16 protein-coding genes are annotated in these 16,063 nt (G+C 69.3%); 8 read left to right on the top strand and 8 right to left on the bottom strand.

Annotated features, from left to right (window positions below):
* The first annotated feature begins 166 nt into the window (after positions 1 to 166).
* The 4 genes from ACFWX1_RS36975 to ACFWX1_RS36960 all read left to right on the top strand — a co-directional run bounded on the left by ACFWX1_RS36975 (position 167) and on the right by ACFWX1_RS36960 (position 5,445).
* Positions 167 to 1,309, top strand: a complete 1,143-nt coding sequence (locus ACFWX1_RS36975; protein WP_378394466.1) for an epoxide hydrolase family protein — start codon at positions 167 to 169, stop codon at positions 1,307 to 1,309.
* A gap of 190 nt (positions 1,310 to 1,499) precedes the next feature.
* Positions 1,500 to 3,323, top strand: a complete 1,824-nt coding sequence (locus tag ACFWX1_RS36970; protein ID WP_378394465.1) for an APC family permease — start codon at positions 1,500 to 1,502, stop codon at positions 3,321 to 3,323.
* A gap of 65 nt (positions 3,324 to 3,388) precedes the next feature.
* Positions 3,389 to 3,964, top strand: coding sequence for a PadR family transcriptional regulator (locus ACFWX1_RS36965; RefSeq protein ID WP_378394464.1), 576 nt, complete (start codon positions 3,389 to 3,391; stop codon positions 3,962 to 3,964).
* A gap of 17 nt (positions 3,965 to 3,981) precedes the next feature.
* Entirely contained in the window at positions 3,982 to 5,445 is a 1,464-nt protein-coding gene (locus tag ACFWX1_RS36960; protein ID WP_378394463.1) for an FAD-dependent monooxygenase, read from the top strand.
* A 159-nt stretch (positions 5,446 to 5,604) separates the two neighbouring features.
* On the opposite strand, the gene ACFWX1_RS36955 is transcribed toward ACFWX1_RS36960, so the two are convergent.
* Complete coding sequence (locus ACFWX1_RS36955) at positions 5,605 to 6,525, bottom strand: TetR/AcrR family transcriptional regulator C-terminal domain-containing protein (RefSeq protein ID WP_378394462.1); 921 nt, start codon at positions 6,523 to 6,525, stop codon at positions 5,605 to 5,607.
* A 186-nt stretch (positions 6,526 to 6,711) separates the two neighbouring features.
* On the opposite strand from ACFWX1_RS36955, the gene ACFWX1_RS36950 reads away from it, so the two are divergent.
* Positions 6,712 to 7,431 carry a DUF2306 domain-containing protein gene (locus tag ACFWX1_RS36950; RefSeq protein ID WP_378394461.1) on the top strand — a complete coding sequence of 240 codons (720 nt, stop codon included), beginning with the start codon at positions 6,712 to 6,714 and terminating at the stop codon, positions 7,429 to 7,431.
* On the opposite strand, the gene ACFWX1_RS36945 is transcribed toward ACFWX1_RS36950, so the two are convergent.
* Positions 7,432 to 8,382, bottom strand: a complete 951-nt coding sequence (locus ACFWX1_RS36945) for a hypothetical protein (RefSeq protein WP_378394459.1) — start codon at positions 8,380 to 8,382, stop codon at positions 7,432 to 7,434.
* 251 nt (positions 8,383 to 8,633) lie between these two features.
* Between ACFWX1_RS36945 and ACFWX1_RS36940 the strand changes: the two genes are divergently transcribed.
* On the top strand, positions 8,634 to 9,602 hold the full coding sequence (locus tag ACFWX1_RS36940; protein WP_378394458.1) for a chitinase: 969 nt from the start codon (positions 8,634 to 8,636) through the stop codon (positions 9,600 to 9,602).
* A gap of 105 nt (positions 9,603 to 9,707) precedes the next feature.
* On the opposite strand, the gene ACFWX1_RS36935 is transcribed toward ACFWX1_RS36940, so the two are convergent.
* The 6 genes from ACFWX1_RS36935 to ACFWX1_RS36910 all read right to left on the bottom strand — a co-directional run bounded on the left by ACFWX1_RS36935 (position 9,708) and on the right by ACFWX1_RS36910 (position 14,767).
* The gene (locus ACFWX1_RS36935) at positions 9,708 to 10,082 is read right to left on the bottom strand and encodes a DUF427 domain-containing protein (protein WP_378394457.1); all 375 of its coding nucleotides are present in this window, start codon (positions 10,080 to 10,082) and stop codon (positions 9,708 to 9,710) included.
* A 49-nt stretch (positions 10,083 to 10,131) separates the two neighbouring features.
* Entirely contained in the window at positions 10,132 to 10,887 is a 756-nt protein-coding gene (locus tag ACFWX1_RS36930) for an HAD family acid phosphatase (RefSeq protein ID WP_378394495.1), read from the bottom strand.
* 67 nt (positions 10,888 to 10,954) lie between these two features.
* Positions 10,955 to 12,130 (bottom strand): class I SAM-dependent methyltransferase, encoded by a 1,176-nt coding sequence (locus tag ACFWX1_RS36925; RefSeq protein WP_378394456.1) that lies wholly within the window; start codon positions 12,128 to 12,130, stop codon positions 10,955 to 10,957.
* Between the two features lie 3 nt (positions 12,131 to 12,133).
* Positions 12,134 to 13,114, bottom strand: coding sequence for a class I SAM-dependent methyltransferase (locus tag ACFWX1_RS36920; protein WP_378330648.1), 981 nt, complete (start codon positions 13,112 to 13,114; stop codon positions 12,134 to 12,136).
* Positions 13,115 to 13,118: 4 nt separating this feature from the next.
* On the bottom strand, positions 13,119 to 13,898 hold the full coding sequence (locus ACFWX1_RS36915) for an enoyl-CoA hydratase/isomerase family protein (protein WP_378394455.1): 780 nt from the start codon (positions 13,896 to 13,898) through the stop codon (positions 13,119 to 13,121).
* Between the two features lie 56 nt (positions 13,899 to 13,954).
* Entirely contained in the window at positions 13,955 to 14,767 is an 813-nt protein-coding gene (locus tag ACFWX1_RS36910) for an ABC transporter ATP-binding protein (protein WP_378394453.1), read from the bottom strand.
* 333 nt (positions 14,768 to 15,100) lie between these two features.
* On the opposite strand from ACFWX1_RS36910, the gene ACFWX1_RS36905 reads away from it, so the two are divergent.
* Together ACFWX1_RS36905 and ACFWX1_RS36900 are read left to right on the top strand one after the other, a co-directional pair.
* On the top strand, positions 15,101 to 15,646 hold the full coding sequence (locus ACFWX1_RS36905) for a cysteine dioxygenase (RefSeq protein ID WP_378394452.1): 546 nt from the start codon (positions 15,101 to 15,103) through the stop codon (positions 15,644 to 15,646).
* A complete protein-coding gene (locus tag ACFWX1_RS36900) occupies positions 15,643 to 16,038 on the top strand; it encodes a rhodanese-like domain-containing protein (RefSeq protein WP_378394451.1) in 396 nt (131 codons plus the stop codon). Before ACFWX1_RS36905 ends, ACFWX1_RS36900 begins: the two co-directional genes overlap by 4 nt.
* Positions 16,039 to 16,063 lie beyond the last annotated feature (25 nt).

Here is a 16,063-nt window from a genome sequence, read left to right as displayed (position 1 = left end):
TGCTCGGCCTCGGCCGGCCCCTCCCCCGCCCTTGGGTGTGGGGTATTTTCCTCTATACACCCGCTCTTTTGGGTCTTTCCCTCCCAGGCTTGGCGCCAACCCCCCCCTTCAGCTCACGGCTCAATGCGGCCATCAAGTGGCCTATATGCCCGGCAGAGTGACCTCCATGACCGCACCACACCCCTTCCGCATCGACGTCCCGCAGGCCGACCTCGACGAGCTCGCCGATCGCCTCGCCCGCACCCGCTGGCCCGGTGAGATCCCCGGCGTCGGCTGGTCGTACGGCGTCAACGAGGACTACCTGCGGGACCTCGTCGAGTACTGGCGCACCGGCTACGACTGGCGCCGCCACGAAGCGCGGCTCAACGCCGTCCCGCAGTTCACCACGGAGATCGACGGGCAGAACGTCCACTTCCTGCACATCCGCTCCCCCGAACCGGACGCGACGCCGCTGCTGATCACGCACGGCTGGCCGAGCACCGTGTACGACTTCCTCGACATCCTCGGGCCGCTCACGAATCCTCGCGAATTCGGCGGCGACCCGGCCGACGCCTTCCACGTCGTAGCGCCTTCCGTGCCCGGGTTCGCGTTTTCCGGGCCGACCAAGGAAACCGGCTGGGGTGTCAGCCGCATCGCCCGCGCGTGGCTGGAACTGATGACCCGCCTCGGCTACGAACGGTTCGGCGCGCAGGGCGGCGACTTCGGCAGCATCGTGTCCCCGGCGATGGGCCGGATCGCGCCCGACCGCGTCCTCGGCGTGCACGTCAACGCGCTCGCCGACGCGTCGGTGTCGACGGACCCGGACGATCTGTCGATGCTGTCCGACGCCGAGCGCGAACTGGCCGAGCACCAGAGCATGCTGTGGATGCAGCATTCCGGCTACGCCACCCAGATGTCGACGCGCCCGCAGACCCTGGCCTACGCGCTCAACGACTCACCCGCCGGCCAGCTCGCGTGGAACCTGGAATGGTTCGTGGACTGGGATCCCACGCAGACCAAGCAAACCCCGGTCGACCGCGACGCGATCCTCACCGGCGTCTCGATCTTCTGGCTGACCCAGACCACCGGTTCGGCCGCGCGGCTGTACCTCGAAGGCGGGAAGGAGGCTTGGGGAGTACGTCCGCAGCCTTCTCCGGTCCCGACCGGCGTCGCGAACTTCCTCGGCGACGGCGCGATCCGCGGGCTCGCCGAGCTGTCGAACACCATCACGCACTGGACGCGCTACGACACCGGCGGCCACTTCGCTTCGCTGCAGGCCCCGGACCTCCTGGTGTCCGACATCCGCACCTTCTTCCGCACGGTGCGCTGAGCCCGTCAAAGGGCCGTGAAGGCCTCCTTCACAGCGTTGAGCGCTGTGAAGGAGGCCTTCACGGAAGTGCGCAGTGCCAGGGAGAGGTGTGTCACCAAAGCGTCAGTGCCTCGTGGTGATCGCGGGGAAGCGCGTTAAGAGGCCGTAGGGACGCGGCGGCGCGGGGACGGCGTGACCGCAGCCTGGGGCCGTGACCACCACTCTCAGCCCCGCCCGCACCACGGGCGGCAAGAACGAAGACCGGCATCGCCTGTCCGTGATCGGCGGGCTCGCCGCGCTTTCCCTCGACGCCATGGCATCCGTGGCGTACGGACCCGAAGCGATCGTGCTCGTGCTGGCCGTCGCGGGCGGGACCGGGCTCGGCTTCACGCTCCCGGTCACGCTCGCGATCGCGCTGCTGCTGGCGGTGCTGACGCTGTCCTACCGGCAGGTCATCGCGGCGTTCCCGAACGGCGGCGGCGCGTACGGCGTCAGCCGGGAGTATCTGGGCAGGCGGGCTTCGCTGGTCGCTGCCGCGTCGTTGATCGTCGACTACGTCCTCAACGTCGCGGTCTCGGTGGCCGCCGGGGTCGCGGCGCTGACGTCGGCCTTCCCGCAGTTGCTGCCCTACACCGTCTGGCTGTGCCTCGGCGTGCTGGCGCTGGTGACCGGGATCAACCTGCGCGGCATCGCGAACAGCGCGCGGGCGTTCGTGGTGCCCACCGCGATCTACGTCGGCGCGATCCTGGTGGTCGTCGTGGTCGGCCTGATCCGCACCGACCCCGCCACCGCGATCGCCGCCGCTCCCGCCCACGCGCAGAGCCTCGAAACGATCGGGATCCTGTTGCTGCTCAAGGCTTTCGCGAACGGCTGCTCGGCGCTGACCGGCGTCGAGGCGATCGCCAACGCCGTCCCGTCGTTCCGCAAGCCGAGGGTGAAGCGCGCGCAGAGCGCCGAAGTCGCGCTCGGCGGGCTGCTCGCGGTGATGCTCATCGGCATCGCGATCCTGATCGAGAAGTTCTCCATCCAGCCGGTCGACGGCGTGACCGTGCTCTCGCAGGTCACCGGCGCCGCGCTGGGCAACGGTTTCGGCTTCTACGTCGTCCAGTTCTCCACCGTCGTCCTGCTCGCGCTGGCCGCGAACACCTCCTTCGGCGGCCTGCCCGTGCTGGCGCAACTGCTCGCGGAGCACAACAACCTGCCGCATGTGTTCGCGTTGCGCGCCGAGCGTCAGGTGCATCGCTACGGCATCGGTTTCCTCGCGATCACCGCGGCACTGCTGCTGATCATCTCCGAAGGGCAGATGAACACGCTCGTGCCGCTGTTCGCGATCGGCGTGTTCGTCGGGTTCACGCTGTCGCAGGTCGGCATGGTCCGGCACTGGCGCCGGACACGACCGCAGGGCTGGCACGGGAAGGTGTTCATCAACGGGTTCGGCGCGGCGCTCACCGCGATCGCGGCGGTCGTCGTCACGGCCACGAAGTTCGGTGAAGGCGGCTGGCTGATCGTCGTCGCGCTGCCCGCGCTCGTCCTGCTCATGGAATGGGTGCACCGGACCTACCGCCGTATCGGGGAAAGTCTCGAACTCGGCCGCACACCGGCTCCGCCCCGCCCGCACCGCGCCAGGGTGATCGTGCCCGTCCATTCGGTGACCCGGCTGACCCGCGACGCGCTCGCGGCCGCGCTGTCACTCGGCGACCGCGTCGAAGCCGTCACGGTGACCCACCCCGGCGAGGAGGCCGCGGCGAAGAAGTTCGTGGAGGACTGGGATCGCTGGCATCCGGACGTCCCGCTCGTGCAGCTCTACGACGAGCGCCGCCGGCTCGGCGAGCCGCTGGTCGAGTACCTGCGCGGCATCGGTGACTGCCACGCGTTCGTGCTCATCGCCGAGGTCGAGCCGGAACACCTGTGGCAGCGGGTGCTGCAGAACCAGCGCGGCGCGGTGCTCTCCCGCGCGCTGCGACGGCATTCCGACGCCGTGGTGTGCCGGATGCGGTTCCGGCTGACGCCGCACGTGTGCATCGACGTGAACTAGCGCTGCCTGACGTCCCCGCAAGCGTGTATAGTCGCTTCCGACTAATAGGGAGCGACTAACTCACCATGGCCACGCGCAAGATCCGGAACACCCTGGCGCTCGCCCTGCTCGGGCTGCTCGTCGAGAAACCGATGCACCCGTACGAAATGGCGTCCACGCTGCGGGAACGCAACAAGGACACCAGTTTCAAGATCACCACGGGGACGCTGTACGACACCGTCGAATCGCTGGCCCGGCACGGCTGGATCGAGCCGGTGGAGACCGTGCGCGAGGGCAACCGCCCGGAGCGCACGGTCTACGCCCACACCGAACTGGGGCACGAGGAGTTCGTGCGCTGGCTCGACGAACTGATCCGCGAGCCGGTCGCCGAGTACCCGAAGTTCGTCGCCGCGGTGTCCTACCTCGGCGCGCTCGGCCCCGAACGCGCCGCGGACGCGCTCGAAGAACGCGCACGGCATCTGACCAAACGCATCGAGGACATGGCCGCGGCGCTGGACGAGACGACCGGCGCCGGGATGCCCCGGCTGTTCATGATCGAGGCCGAATACCTCCGGCACGCCTGGCAGGCGGAACTGGACTGGACGCGGCAGACGATCGCCGAGATCCGCAACGGATCGCTTCCATGGCCCGAAACTCATTGACACACAGGGGGAATCTCATGTCGTCGAGTCCACTTAAGACGGACGTACTGATCGCGGGCGCCGGTCCGGCCGGGCTGATGCTCGCCATCGAACTGCGGCTGGCCGGCATCGACGTGACCATCGTCGAACGTCATCCCGAGCGCCCGGGTTACTGCCGCGGGTTCAACCTCAACGCCCGTTCGCTCGATCTGCTGGCGCGGCGCGGGCTCGCCGACGCCCTGATCGCCGAAGGCCATCGCGTGCCGAACGCCGCCGTCGGCGGGATCGACACGATGCTCCTGCTGGCCGGCACCGCCACCGATCATCCGTTCACCCTCGGGATCCCGCAGTCCCGGGTCGAGGAGTACCTCGAGGAACACGCCGTCGAGCTGGGCACGGAGATCCTGCGCGGCCACGAACTCCGCGTCTTCACCCAGGACGGCACCGGCGTCACCGCGACCGTCCACACTGGACAAGGCGAGCGGGAGATCCGCGCGAAGTTCCTGGCCGGCTGCGACGGGAGCCGGAGCGTCGTGCGCAAGCAGGCCGGAATCGCCTTCCCCGGCACCGCGGCCACGACGTACGCGTTGCTCGGCGACGTCGAGGTCGATCTCGACGAACTGCCGCTGGGCGTCACACACGGGCCGGACGGCGGGAGCGTCTTCGTCATCCCACGCCCGGGATACGTGCGGATCGTGACCAGGGACGGGAACCCGCCGGAGGACAAGGACACCCCGGTCACCCTCGAAATCCTGCAGGCCCAGGTCGACGCGGCGATCGGCAGGCACGTCGAACTCCGGGCGCCCCGCTGGATGACCCGCTTCGGCGACGCCGCGCGGCTGGCCTCGCGCTACCGGGAGGGGCGGGTACTCCTGGCCGGGGACGCCGCGCACATCCATCCGCCGTCCGGCGCGATCGGCGTCAACGTCGCGCTCGACGACGCGGTGAACCTCGGCTGGAAACTCGCCGCCACCGTGCGCGGCACCGCGCCCGCGCATCTGCTCGACACCTATCACACCGAACGGCACGCGGCGGGCGAGCGGATCCTCGCGAACACCCGCGCGCAGATGCTGCTGGGCGAGCTGAGCGAAGCCGACGACCCGGTGAAGAACCTCCTGAGCAGGATCGCCCGGCACCCGGCGGGAAACCGCGCGTTCACCGAGGTCATCGTGGGACTCGACGCGCGGTACGAGACCGTGGTGTCCGGCGATCACCCCTGGCTGGGCCGCCTCGCCCCCGACGTCCCCCTCACGACGTCCAGCGGCGAAACCCGCCTGACCGCACTCCTCCACCCCGCCCGCCCCGTCCTCCTCGACCTGACCCCGGACAACGCCTTCGCCCCCTACACGTCCACAGTGGACACGATAACCGCGGCCTGCCCGTCCCAGCCCGACCTCCGCGCCGCCCTCCTCCGCCCCGACGGTCACACCGCCTGGCTCAGCACCACCCCCGGCACCGACCCCACCCTCCCCCTGGCCCTCGCCACCTGGGCCCCCGCCTGACCCGCCGCGAGTCCCACACTCACGACATCGAGTTCCACGTTCCCGTGCCCGAGTTCTCCGTTCGCGGGGAGTCCGGCCCGCCCGCGAGTGTGGAACTCGGGCTCCTGAACGTGGGACTCAGGCGCGTGAGTGTGGGACTCAGGCGCGTGAGTGTGGGACTCAGGCGCGTGAGTGTGGGACTCGGAGGAGGCGGGCGAGGCCGTCGAGCTGGAGGCGGAGGCCGAATTCGAAGATCTCGTCGAGGCTGTCCAGTTCGACGTCCACCATCTCGGTGGCCAGCGTCGGGTAGTGGCCGGAGGCCAGCAACTCCTCCAGCAGCGTCATGTCCGCCGCGAGTCGCTGGGCGCCGCTGATCCCGGTGTCCTGTTCGAACTCGACTTCGTACGTGTTGGTCGCCGCGATCCCGCCGATGTAGCCGTTCAGCGTGACGATGACGTGCAGCCGCATCCGGCGGTCCAGCGCGGTGTCGGCCAGCGCGCGCAGCGACCAGTCGACGTGCTTCAGCGCACTGGGGATCACCGGCGGCCGCACGAGCGAGTTGAGCAGGACCGGCGCGAGCCACGGATGCCGCCGGTAGGCCCGCCACTGCACCCGCGCACCGAATTCCAGCCGGGTACGCCACTGCCGCGGCCCCGGCTCCGGCAGTTCCTCGGCACCGAACGAGGCGTCGGCCATCAGCCGCAGCAGTTCCTCCTTGTCCGGCACATACCGGTACAGCGACATCGGGCCGACGCCGAGTTCCGCGGCGAGCCTGCGCATCGACAGCGCCGCCCTGCCCTCGGTGTCGGCCAGCCGGATCGCCGCCGCCACCAGCCGCTCCCGGCTCAACGCCAGGCTCGCCGGCTCGTCCCGCGCGGGTGCGGTTCCCCGCCGCTCGTTCACCACCGAGCCGCTGCCCGGCACCGTCCGGATCCAGCCTTCCTGACGCAGCACGGAAAGCGCCTTCGACGCCGTGGCCATCGCGACACCCCAGTCACGCACCAATGCCCGTGTCGAGGGCACCCGCTCCCCCGCCCGCAGTTCGCCGTCGGTGATCCGCCGCTGGACGTCCGCCACGATCCGCTGATACGGCGCCGTCATCCTTGCCTCCCGAACTGTACTAGTGCACTAGTACGGATGCCGCTCGGCAGTACCCGTCTTCACTAGTACGGTTTCAGGGTACGCCCCGAGATTTCCCCTGACCACTTGTTGCCTTTCCAGCGTCGAAGCTACCTTGGCCGAACAGCGCGTACGGCGTATCGCACGCGGAAAGAACAGGGGGATCAGATGACCATCACCCAGGAACCGGCCGCCCGCCCGAAGCAGGCGAAACCGTGGTGGAAACGACCTTGGGTCGCGCCGCTCGGCTTCGTCGTGGCCGTCTTCCTCGTCTATTCGCTGCCGCCCTACCTCGGCCTCGACGTGACGAAGTCGCGGGTGCCACCGCCGCCGGGGGTCGGCTGGTACTACCCGATGCTGGTGACGCACATCGGGTTCGCGTCGATCGCGATGGTGACGTGCGCCCTGCAGATCTGGCCGTGGCTGCGGCAGCGGCATCCCGTGGCACACCGCCGGATCGGCCGGATCTACGTCTTCGGCGGCGTGCTCCCGGCCGGCATCGCGGCGGTGGTCATCGCGAGCGCGATGCCGATCGGCCCGGTGGCCGCGGTCAGCAACGTGATCTTCGCCCTGCTGTGGCTGTTCTTCACGTTCCAGGGTTACCGCGCGGCCCGCGCCCGGCGCTTCGGCGATCACCGGCGCTGGATGATCCGCAGCTTCGCGCTGACGATGTCGATCATCACGAACCGGATCTGGGCCGTGATCTGGGGCATGGTGCTCGCACCCCAGTTGGAGACGACGTTCGGCGGGAGCGAAGCGGCTTTGGGCTTCAGCATCGCCGGGATCACGACCTGGATCGGCTGGACGCTCCCGCTGCTGATCGCGGAGTTCTGGCTGACCGAACGCGGCAAGGGCCGCAAGCGCGTGCGCACCCCTGCCGCGAACTAGTCAGAGCGTCGAGATCTTGCCCTTGTGCAGGTTCTGGATCACGTTCCGCGGATGTTCCTTCATGTACTTCGCGGAGCCGGATTCGTAGACCACGTAGGCGTAACCGCCGTACGCGGCGATGCCCTCGGACATGCTCGGCGAGCGGAAGCAGCGCGGCGAGCCCTTGTCGAGGTCGCGGGCACCGGCGTTCACCACGTAGAGATTGCTGCGGTTGTCGTTGCCGTACGAGGTGCTGTAGACGAAGTGATCCTTGGTCACCATGAGGCCCTGGGTCTTCATCGGCACCTCGTACGCGCCGTCCTGCGTGGTCAGCGAACCATCCGCGTTGACGGTGTACCGGTACATCTTGTCCCGGCCCTTGTCGTTGAACTTGCCCGCGTACAGGTCGTTACCGTAGCTGGAGATGAACGACGCGGCGTAGACCTTGCGGGCCTCGCCGTCCTGCTTCAGATACGGGACGCCGCCCGCCTTCATCGCGGTCTTCAGCTCGGACAGCTTGTACTTGCGGATCGTGCTGCCCGCGCCCTGCACGAACGCCCAGTCGCGGACCACGGCGATCCCGCCGACGTGCGATTCGGCGATGGCGACCGTGCCGATGTGCTTGCCGCTCTTCGGGTCGATCCCGATGAGATGCGCGTCCTTACCGTCCTGATAGGACGACACGAGCAGCAGATCGTTCGCGCCGTCCCAGTTGTTCCAGGCCGCGATCCCCTGCGGGGTGTGCGTGTCCAGCCCCGGCACGGACGGCCCGAGGCCGAACCGCTTGTCGTAGGCGTAGGACGCCGACGGCCCGTTGTAGAACGGCCCGTCCTTGCCGCTGGCCTTGCTGTCGCACGTGATGGCTTCCGCCGGCGCGTCCGCTGCCGGGGTCGCCACCGCGGCCGTGGCCGTGGCGAGCACGACCGCCCCGCTCATCGCGGCGACGACGGCGTTCCTCAGCGAAGTCCTCATGCTGCTCCCTCAGTCGTGGTTCCCGGCTGGGACTTCCCCCGTTCCCGGCCGGTTCCCGCAAGGTACCAACGACTTTCGTCGGCCGCCGGACAATCGGTCACAAATCACCGCGCGACAGCGGCCAGGTTCCGTCCTCGATGCTCCAGATTTTCCGTGACCGGCTGACTGCATCCGAATGGCCTATGGCAGTTCTTCACTTATTGGTCTATACCAATTGGAAGCGTTTCCCCACACCGCTGTGGAGGTCCCCGATGCGTCTGTCCCCTCGATCCCTGCTGGCAGCCCTCGCCGGAGCGCTCGCGCTCGGCGCCGTCGCCACTCCCGCGACCGCGGCACCCGCCGCGAACCTGCCGGTCGCCCCCTACATCGACATGGGCGCGTGGCCGACGCCCAGCATGTCCGGGATGTCCGCCGCGAGCGGCGTCAAGAGCTTCACCCTGGGCTTCGTCACGTCGTACGGCTGCAAGGCGAGCTGGTTCGCCGCCTACGACCCGCGCACGAAATGGCAGGCCGACGAGATCGGCAAGATCCGGGCCGCGGGCGGCGACGTGAAGATCGCCTTCGGCGGCGCGTCCGGCATCGAACTCGCGCAGGCGTGCGGCGATGTGTCCACTTTGGCCACCGAGTACGACGCGGTGGTGAAGGCCTACAACGCCAAGTACATCGACATGGACATCGAGGGCGCGGCGGTGGCCGACCCGGCGTCGGTACAGCGTCGCTCCCAGGCGTTGAAGATCGTGCAGCAGAACAACCCCGGGCTCAGGATCTCGCTGACACTGCCCGTGCTGCCGAGCGGTCTCACCACCGACGGCGTCAACGTGGTCGCCGCGGCCAAGAACGCCGGGGTCGACCTGGACATGGTCAACGTCATGGCGATGGACTACTACCAGGGCCCCGGCGACCAGGGCGCGAAGGCGATCTCGGCGGCGAAGGCCACGCAGGCGCAGGTCAAGTCGGTGCTCGGCCTGCCGGACGCGGCGGCGTGGCAGAAGATCGGCGTGACCCCGATGCTCGGCGTCAACGACTCGCGGAACGAGATCTTCTACCAGAAGGACGCGCAGGCGCTGGTGTCCTTCGCACAGAGCGTCCACCTGGGCATGCTGTCGTTCTGGGAGCAGGGTCGCGACGCCAACGCCTGCACCGGCGCGCTCTACCGCTGCACCAACGTCCCGCAGTCACCCTACGAGTTCGCCAAGATCTTCGCCGCCTACCACGGCTGACGGCGAACTCGCGTACCCAGACGGTCGGCCGGCGTACCTGGAGAGTCGGTTGGTGAACCGACTGTCTGGGTACGTCAGCCGACTGTCCAGGGACGCGAGCCGACCTCAGGCGTGTTCGGCGATGGTGAACTTGGTGGCGTAGAAGGCGACGTGGTCCTTAATCGGGGCCACGGCGTCGTACGGCGCCTCGTACGTCCAGACGCCGTTCTCCACCGACTCGCCGTCGGCCGAGAAGCTGTAGTACGCGGCGTCGCCCTTGTAAGGGCAGTACGTCGTGTGCTCGGTCCGCTCCAGAACGCCGAAATCGACGTCCTCGCGCGGAATGTAGTGCACAGCGGGGTACGTCGACTCACGCAGCGTCAGCGCGTTGCCGCTGTCGGCGACCACGTGCCCGCCCGCGGTGACGACGACCCGGCCGGGGTTCGGCTCGACCGTGATCGGGTGGTCGGGCCCGGGAATCCGTACCTCTTTGTCCGCCATACCCACTGGCAGCGCCCGGGCCCGGCCGGTTATTCCCCGGCGGCCCGGCTCAGGGCAGGTAGTACATCGGGTTGGGCAGCTTGACCGGCCGTTCGGCGTACCCGCCCTCGAGGTCGCTGAACTGGTCGCCGAAGTTCAGCACGATGTTCGCCCCGGTGGCCGCGATGTGCGCGCGGGTCCCGGACTTGTACTGCACCGTGTTGCAGTTCAGGCCACACGGCAGGTAGTCCGGCGCCGTCTTCTTCGGCTTGAAGAACGCGCCGGCCGGGGCCGGATAGCCCTCGTTCGCCAGGTTCTTGAGCGACTGCGGGCCCTGGAACTCGTTGCGCCCGGTCAGGAAGTAGATCTTGACGCCGCGCTGGGCCGCCCAGTTCGCCAGCTCCAGGACCGGCTTGTTCGGGCCGAACGTCCCGTTGTCGATCGCTTGCTGCTGTTTGACCGGGTCGAAGCCGAAGTCGTTGTCGGCCTCCCAGCCGTAGGTGATCTCGGCGGTGTCGTCGACGTCGAACACGATCGCCGGATTCTTCACCTGGTCGGCCAGCCGCCGCGACAGATAGCGCTTGGCGTTCTCGACGACGCGCTTCGTGTCGGAGACGAAGCGGCTGGTGTCGGAGTAGTGATGCTTGCCCGCGGCGTCCAGGTAATCGCCGTAGTACGCCTTGACGTCGTTCTTGACCTGCCCGATGTTGGCGGGTTCCTTGGCACGGGCGGCGCTCGCGTCGTCCTGCCCGGCGAGCGCGGAGGCTCCGCCGGCGATCGTGGCTCCGACGGCCGCCGCGGCGGCGAGCTTGACGAGACCGGTCATACGGCTTCTGAACACGGCTTTCCTCCCAGTGAGACGCCCTCGGTGTGACGCTGACCGGGAGAACGTACTACGGAATCCGCTCGGCGCGGCACAGAAAGGCGACCGGGGACCGGCCGATCCGGGTGAGCACCACCGAAGCCTCGGCCGCGCCACGGGGTTTCAGCCTGCGACGCAAGGCGTCCGGATCGACGTCGAGACCGCGCACGAGGATTTCCAGCCTGCCGACGTCGTGTCGCTTGAGGACGGTCCGCAGTGCTTTCTCCTGGTACGGCCCGTGTTCCAGCACCCGGAACGCACGTACGCCGGACGGCGGGGTGTCGCCGGTGAGGTAGGCGATCCGCTCGTCCAGCTGCCAGAGTCCGTGCCGGGCCGCGTAGTGTCGTACCAGTCCGGCACGCACCACCGCGCCGTCGGGATCGACGATCCACTCCCCCGGCTCCCGTTGAGGCAGTTCGTCCGGTTCGGCGTCGGTGACCGTCCACTGTGTCCCGTCCGAGCGCAGCACCGTCGCCCGGCGGGAGACGCCTTCGCCGAACCCACGCCACAAGCAGGCCTCACGGACCTGACCGTCCAAAGAGACCAGTTCGATCTCCGAAGCCCAGGGCGCGATCGCGAAGTCGAGGCCGGGCGCGCATTTCACGGACAGCGGCCGACCGGGATACGCCGCGACGAGATCGTCCAGCGGAGGCAGGAAGTCCGCCGGTTTCCACGACCGGCGTCCGGCCGAATCGCGTCGTGCCGGATCGGCGACCACCACCGTGTCGCGGCTGACCGGGCACAACGCGTCGGCTATCACCAAGCCCGGCGTAACCCCGGCGGATCGCGCGTTGTGCCGGGCCATCGCCAGCCGCACAGGGTCCACATCGGACCCCAGCGCACACCGGGCGACCCGTGCGATCTCGATCAGGTCGGCACCCACCGAGCACGTCACGTCGTGGACGTCACGACCGTCCAACCGGGACGCCCGATGCCGCGCCACGGCGGTAGCGCTCGCCTGCTGGAGTGCGTCCGAAGTGAACAGCCACGAAGCAGCGGAATCCACTTTGGATAAAGATTTCCGGCGCAGCACCAAGGTTTCCAGTACGGCACCGGCGTACTGCTCCCCCACCGCCCTGCGCACGAACGCGACGTCGGCCAGCCGCGAGGAATCCGTCAGCGGCAGCGCCGCGCACTCGGCGAGCGCCGCGCTTCCCGCGCTGGAGCGCAGGAAGGCGACGTCGTCGAGAGTGAATCCATAGGCCATCTACTACGAAGGACGCTTGGTCCCGGTGATCATCACGTTGTAGAACAGCTCACGCGGCAGCACCTTCGAGAGCAGCTTCTTGTCCAAAGCGGACAGCCGCAGCCAAAGCCGGTAGGCGAACAGGCGCCAGCGCAGCGTCAGTTTCTCCTGCGGCACAGCGGCCTCGAAGGTCCGGATCGGCCAGCCGGTCAGCGCGGCGGCGAACTCCTCGGTGACCGCGCGGACGTCCTGCGCGCCCGCACCGCGAGCCATCGACTCCAGCTCCGACGGGTCGAAGGTGTGGATGTCGACCACGGCCTCCAGGGCCGCCGCCCGCGACGATTCGTCCAATTCGGACTGTGGCCGCCGCCAGCCGGACAACGCGGGCAGTTTGGTGAGGTTCGTGGTGAGGAACCAGGTGACCTGCCCGAGCTTGCGGGCGTAGAAGTCGCCGACCTTCGTCGGCTCGCCCGCGAACACGAACCGACCGCCCGGCTTGAGCACCCGCAGCACCTCGGCGAACGCCGCGCGGACGTCCGGGATGTGGTGCAGCACCGCGTGCCCGACGACCAGGTCGAACGTGTTGTCGTCGTAGGGGATGCGCTCGGCGTCGGCGACGCGGCCGTCGACGTCGAGGCCCAGGTTCTCGGCGTTGCGCAGCGCGACCTGCACCATGCCGGGCGAGAGGTCGGTGACCGAGCCCTTCTTGATCACGCCGCCCTGCATCAGGTTCAGCAGGAAGAACCCGGTGCCGCTGCCCAGTTCCATCGCCGTCGGATACGGCTGGCCGTCCTCGCCCGCGACGGCGTTGAACACGTCGGTGGCGTAGGAAATGCAGCGCTCGTCGTAGGAGATGGACCACTTCTCGTCGTAGGTCCCGGCTTCCCAGTCGTGGTAGAGCACGTTCGCCAGCTTGGGGTCGGCGTAGGCCGCCTGGACCTCCTCGGCGCTGGCGTGCGGGTTCGGTGCCGGGTCGCTGACGGCCTTGTCGGCGGTGTCGGTCAAGGCACTACTTCCCTTCGAAGGTGGCCTTGCCGGGGCCGTTCTCGATGAACGACCGCATGCCGTTCTTCTGGTCCTCGGTCGCCCAGAGCGCTGCGAACAGGTTCGATTCGAGCTTGAGCGCGTTGCCGAGGTCGGTGTCGAGACCGCCGTCGATCGCGGCCTTCGCGGCGCGCAACGCCACGGCCGGGCCATTCGCGAACTGGGCCGCCCACTTGTGCGCCTCGGTGTAGACGTCGTCCGGCGCGACGACCTTGTCGAGGATGCCCAGCGACAACGCCTCGTCGGCCTTCACGAACCGGCCGGTGAACACCAGGTCCTTGGTCTTGCTCGGGCCGATGAGCCGCGCGAGGCGCTGCGTGCCCCCGGCCCCGGGGATGACGCCGAGCTGGATCTCCGGCTGGCCGACCTTGACGTTGTCGCCCGCGACGCGCCAGTCCGCGGTGAGGGCGAGTTCGAGACCGCCGCCGAGCGCGTAGCCGGTGATGGCGGCGACGACCGGCTTCGGGATCGAGGCGATGAGCGCGAGCGAGTTGGTCAGCGCGGTGCCGAACTTCGCGATCTCCGGGTAGGTCCGCGTGGCCATCTCCTTGATGTCCGCGCCACCGGCGAAGGTCTTCTCGCCGCCGTAGAGGATCACCGCGCGGACGTCGTCGCGGTCGGTCGCCTCACGCGCGGCGTCGGCGAGCTCGCCGGTCAGCTGGGCATTCAGGGCATTGACCGGCGGCCGGTTCAGCCGGATCGTGCCGACTCCGCCCTCGACCTCCAGGGTTACGAACTCTCCCACGCCACATCCTCCTCGTTGACGATCTGCCAGCAGGCTACCGACCGGTAAAGCCAACCCTAGCGGCGCCGGGCGAAGAACCGATCACCCGAACGCTGGAGAATCAGGTCCTGGTCGAACGTCTTCGACAGGTTTTCGCTGGTCACGACGTCGTCCACGAGCCCGGAGACGACGGCCCGGCCGTCGCGCAGGAGCAGCGCGTGGGTGAAGCCGGGCGGGATCTCCTCGACGTGGTGGGTGACCAGCACGATCGCCGGGGCCTCCGGATCCAGCGCCAGCGCCGAGAGCCGCGCGACCAGGTCCTCGCGGCCGCCGAGGTCGAGCCCGGCGGCGGGCTCGTCGAGCAGCAGCATCTCCGGGTCGGTCATCAGCGAACGCGCGATCAGCGCCCGCTTGCGCTCGCCCTCGGACAGCGTGCCGAAGGTGCGCTCCGCGAGGTTCCCGATGCCGAGCACGTTCAGCAGCTCCTGGGCACGGGCGGTGTCGAGTGTGTCGTATGCCTCACGCCAGCGGCCGACGACGGCGTACCCGGCGCTGACGACGACGTCGAGCACCTTCTCGTCGCCGGGCACGCGCTGGGCGATCGCGGCGGAGGTGAAGCCGATGCGCGGGCGCAGGTCGAAGATGTTGACCTTGCCGATCCGGTCGCCGAGCAGATCGACCGTGCCGGAGGTGGGATGCAGCTCGGCCGCGGCCAGCCTGAGCAGGGTCGTCTTGCCGGCGCCGTTCGGGCCGAGCACCACCCACCGCTCGTCCAGTTCGACATTCCAGTCGAGGCCGGCGAGGAGGTCGTTGCCGCCTCGGCGAACGCCGACGCCGGCCATCCTCACCACGAGATCGTCAAGGTCGCTGGGCTGGATCGGCTCACTCACGCGCCCATTGTGGCCGCCCTCGCGCGCGCGCCCGCACCCGCCCGGGTCGTGGATCGCTCCATGCCTGGTCGAGACGTCCAGCGACTGGGACGTCCCGCGTCCCCCGCACGCGCTGTGGCATGATCGGGTCATGTCCGCGACCGCGCCTTCCGCCCCGGTGACCCGGGGTGCGTTCTGGCGCCGCCGGACCATCGACCTGCTCCTGGTCGCCTCCTGCGGGTGTACCGCCTCGCGGCACGCCTGAGCTCATCCCCTCGACGCGGGTTCCCGCCCGCCGAGTGGTCGCGTGCCGCGCGCGTACGCCCGCCCGCAGCTATTTCCGAGGAGCCCACGTTGACCACCTCCATCGTCCGTCCCGACGTCGAGATCCACCCCCGGCTGACCGATCCGCTGCTGCCCGAGCTGCTGCACCCAAAGCGGCTGCTGTGGACGCCGCGCGAGCTGGCGGACCTGACCACCACCGTGACCACCGAGCTGACCGCGGGCCTGCGCTCGCTGCTGCGGTTCGACGAGGAGCAGCGCTGGTGGGCGCGGCTCGCGCTGACCGACGGCGTCGAGCTGTGGCTGCTGTCGTGGCTGCCCGGCCAGCACACCCAGCCGCACGACCACGGCGGCGCGTCCGGCTCGTTCACCGTGCTGCAGGGCGAACTCGGCGAGGAGTACCGCTACCCCGGCGGCCCGATCCGCCGCCGCACGCACACCGCGGGCGAGGGCATCGGCTTCGGCGCCGGACGGGCCCATCAGGTCACCGGCATCGGCGACGCTCCGGCCGCCAGCGTCCACGCCTACTCGCCGCCGCTGGTGCCGACGCGCGAATACACCACGCTGGCCGACGTCCCGAGCGAGATCCCGCCACTTCCGGCGCTGGTGCGCCCGTGACGGGTATCGACGATCTCCTGGCCTCCGCGCGATCGGTCCTGGATCGTGTGGAGCCGGAGCGGGCCCAGAAGCTCCAGGCCGAGGGCGCGCTGATCGTCGACATCCGCCCGCACGCGAATCGCCTTGCGGAGGGTGAGATCCCGGACTCGGTCATCGTCGAGCGCATCCATCTGGAATGGCGGCTCGACCCGGCGAGCGAGTGGCGGCTGCCCGAGGTCCGCGCCGATCTGCCGGTGATCGTGGTGTGCAACGAGGGCTACGCCTCCAGCCTGGCCGCCGCGGACCTGCACCGGCTCGGGCTTTCGCGCGCGACGGACCTCGTCGGCGGCTTCCGCGCGTGGCGCGCGGCGGGCCTGCCGGTGCGGCCCGGCGGCACTCCTGCTGTTCCGTGAAGGCCTCCTTCACCGCGTTGAGCGC

The sequence above is a fragment of the Amycolatopsis sp. NPDC059021 genome (assembly GCF_042739895.1).
Classification (GTDB): Bacteria; Actinomycetota; Actinomycetes; order Mycobacteriales; family Pseudonocardiaceae; genus Amycolatopsis.
This window is presented reverse-complemented; position numbering and strand designations above follow the sequence as displayed.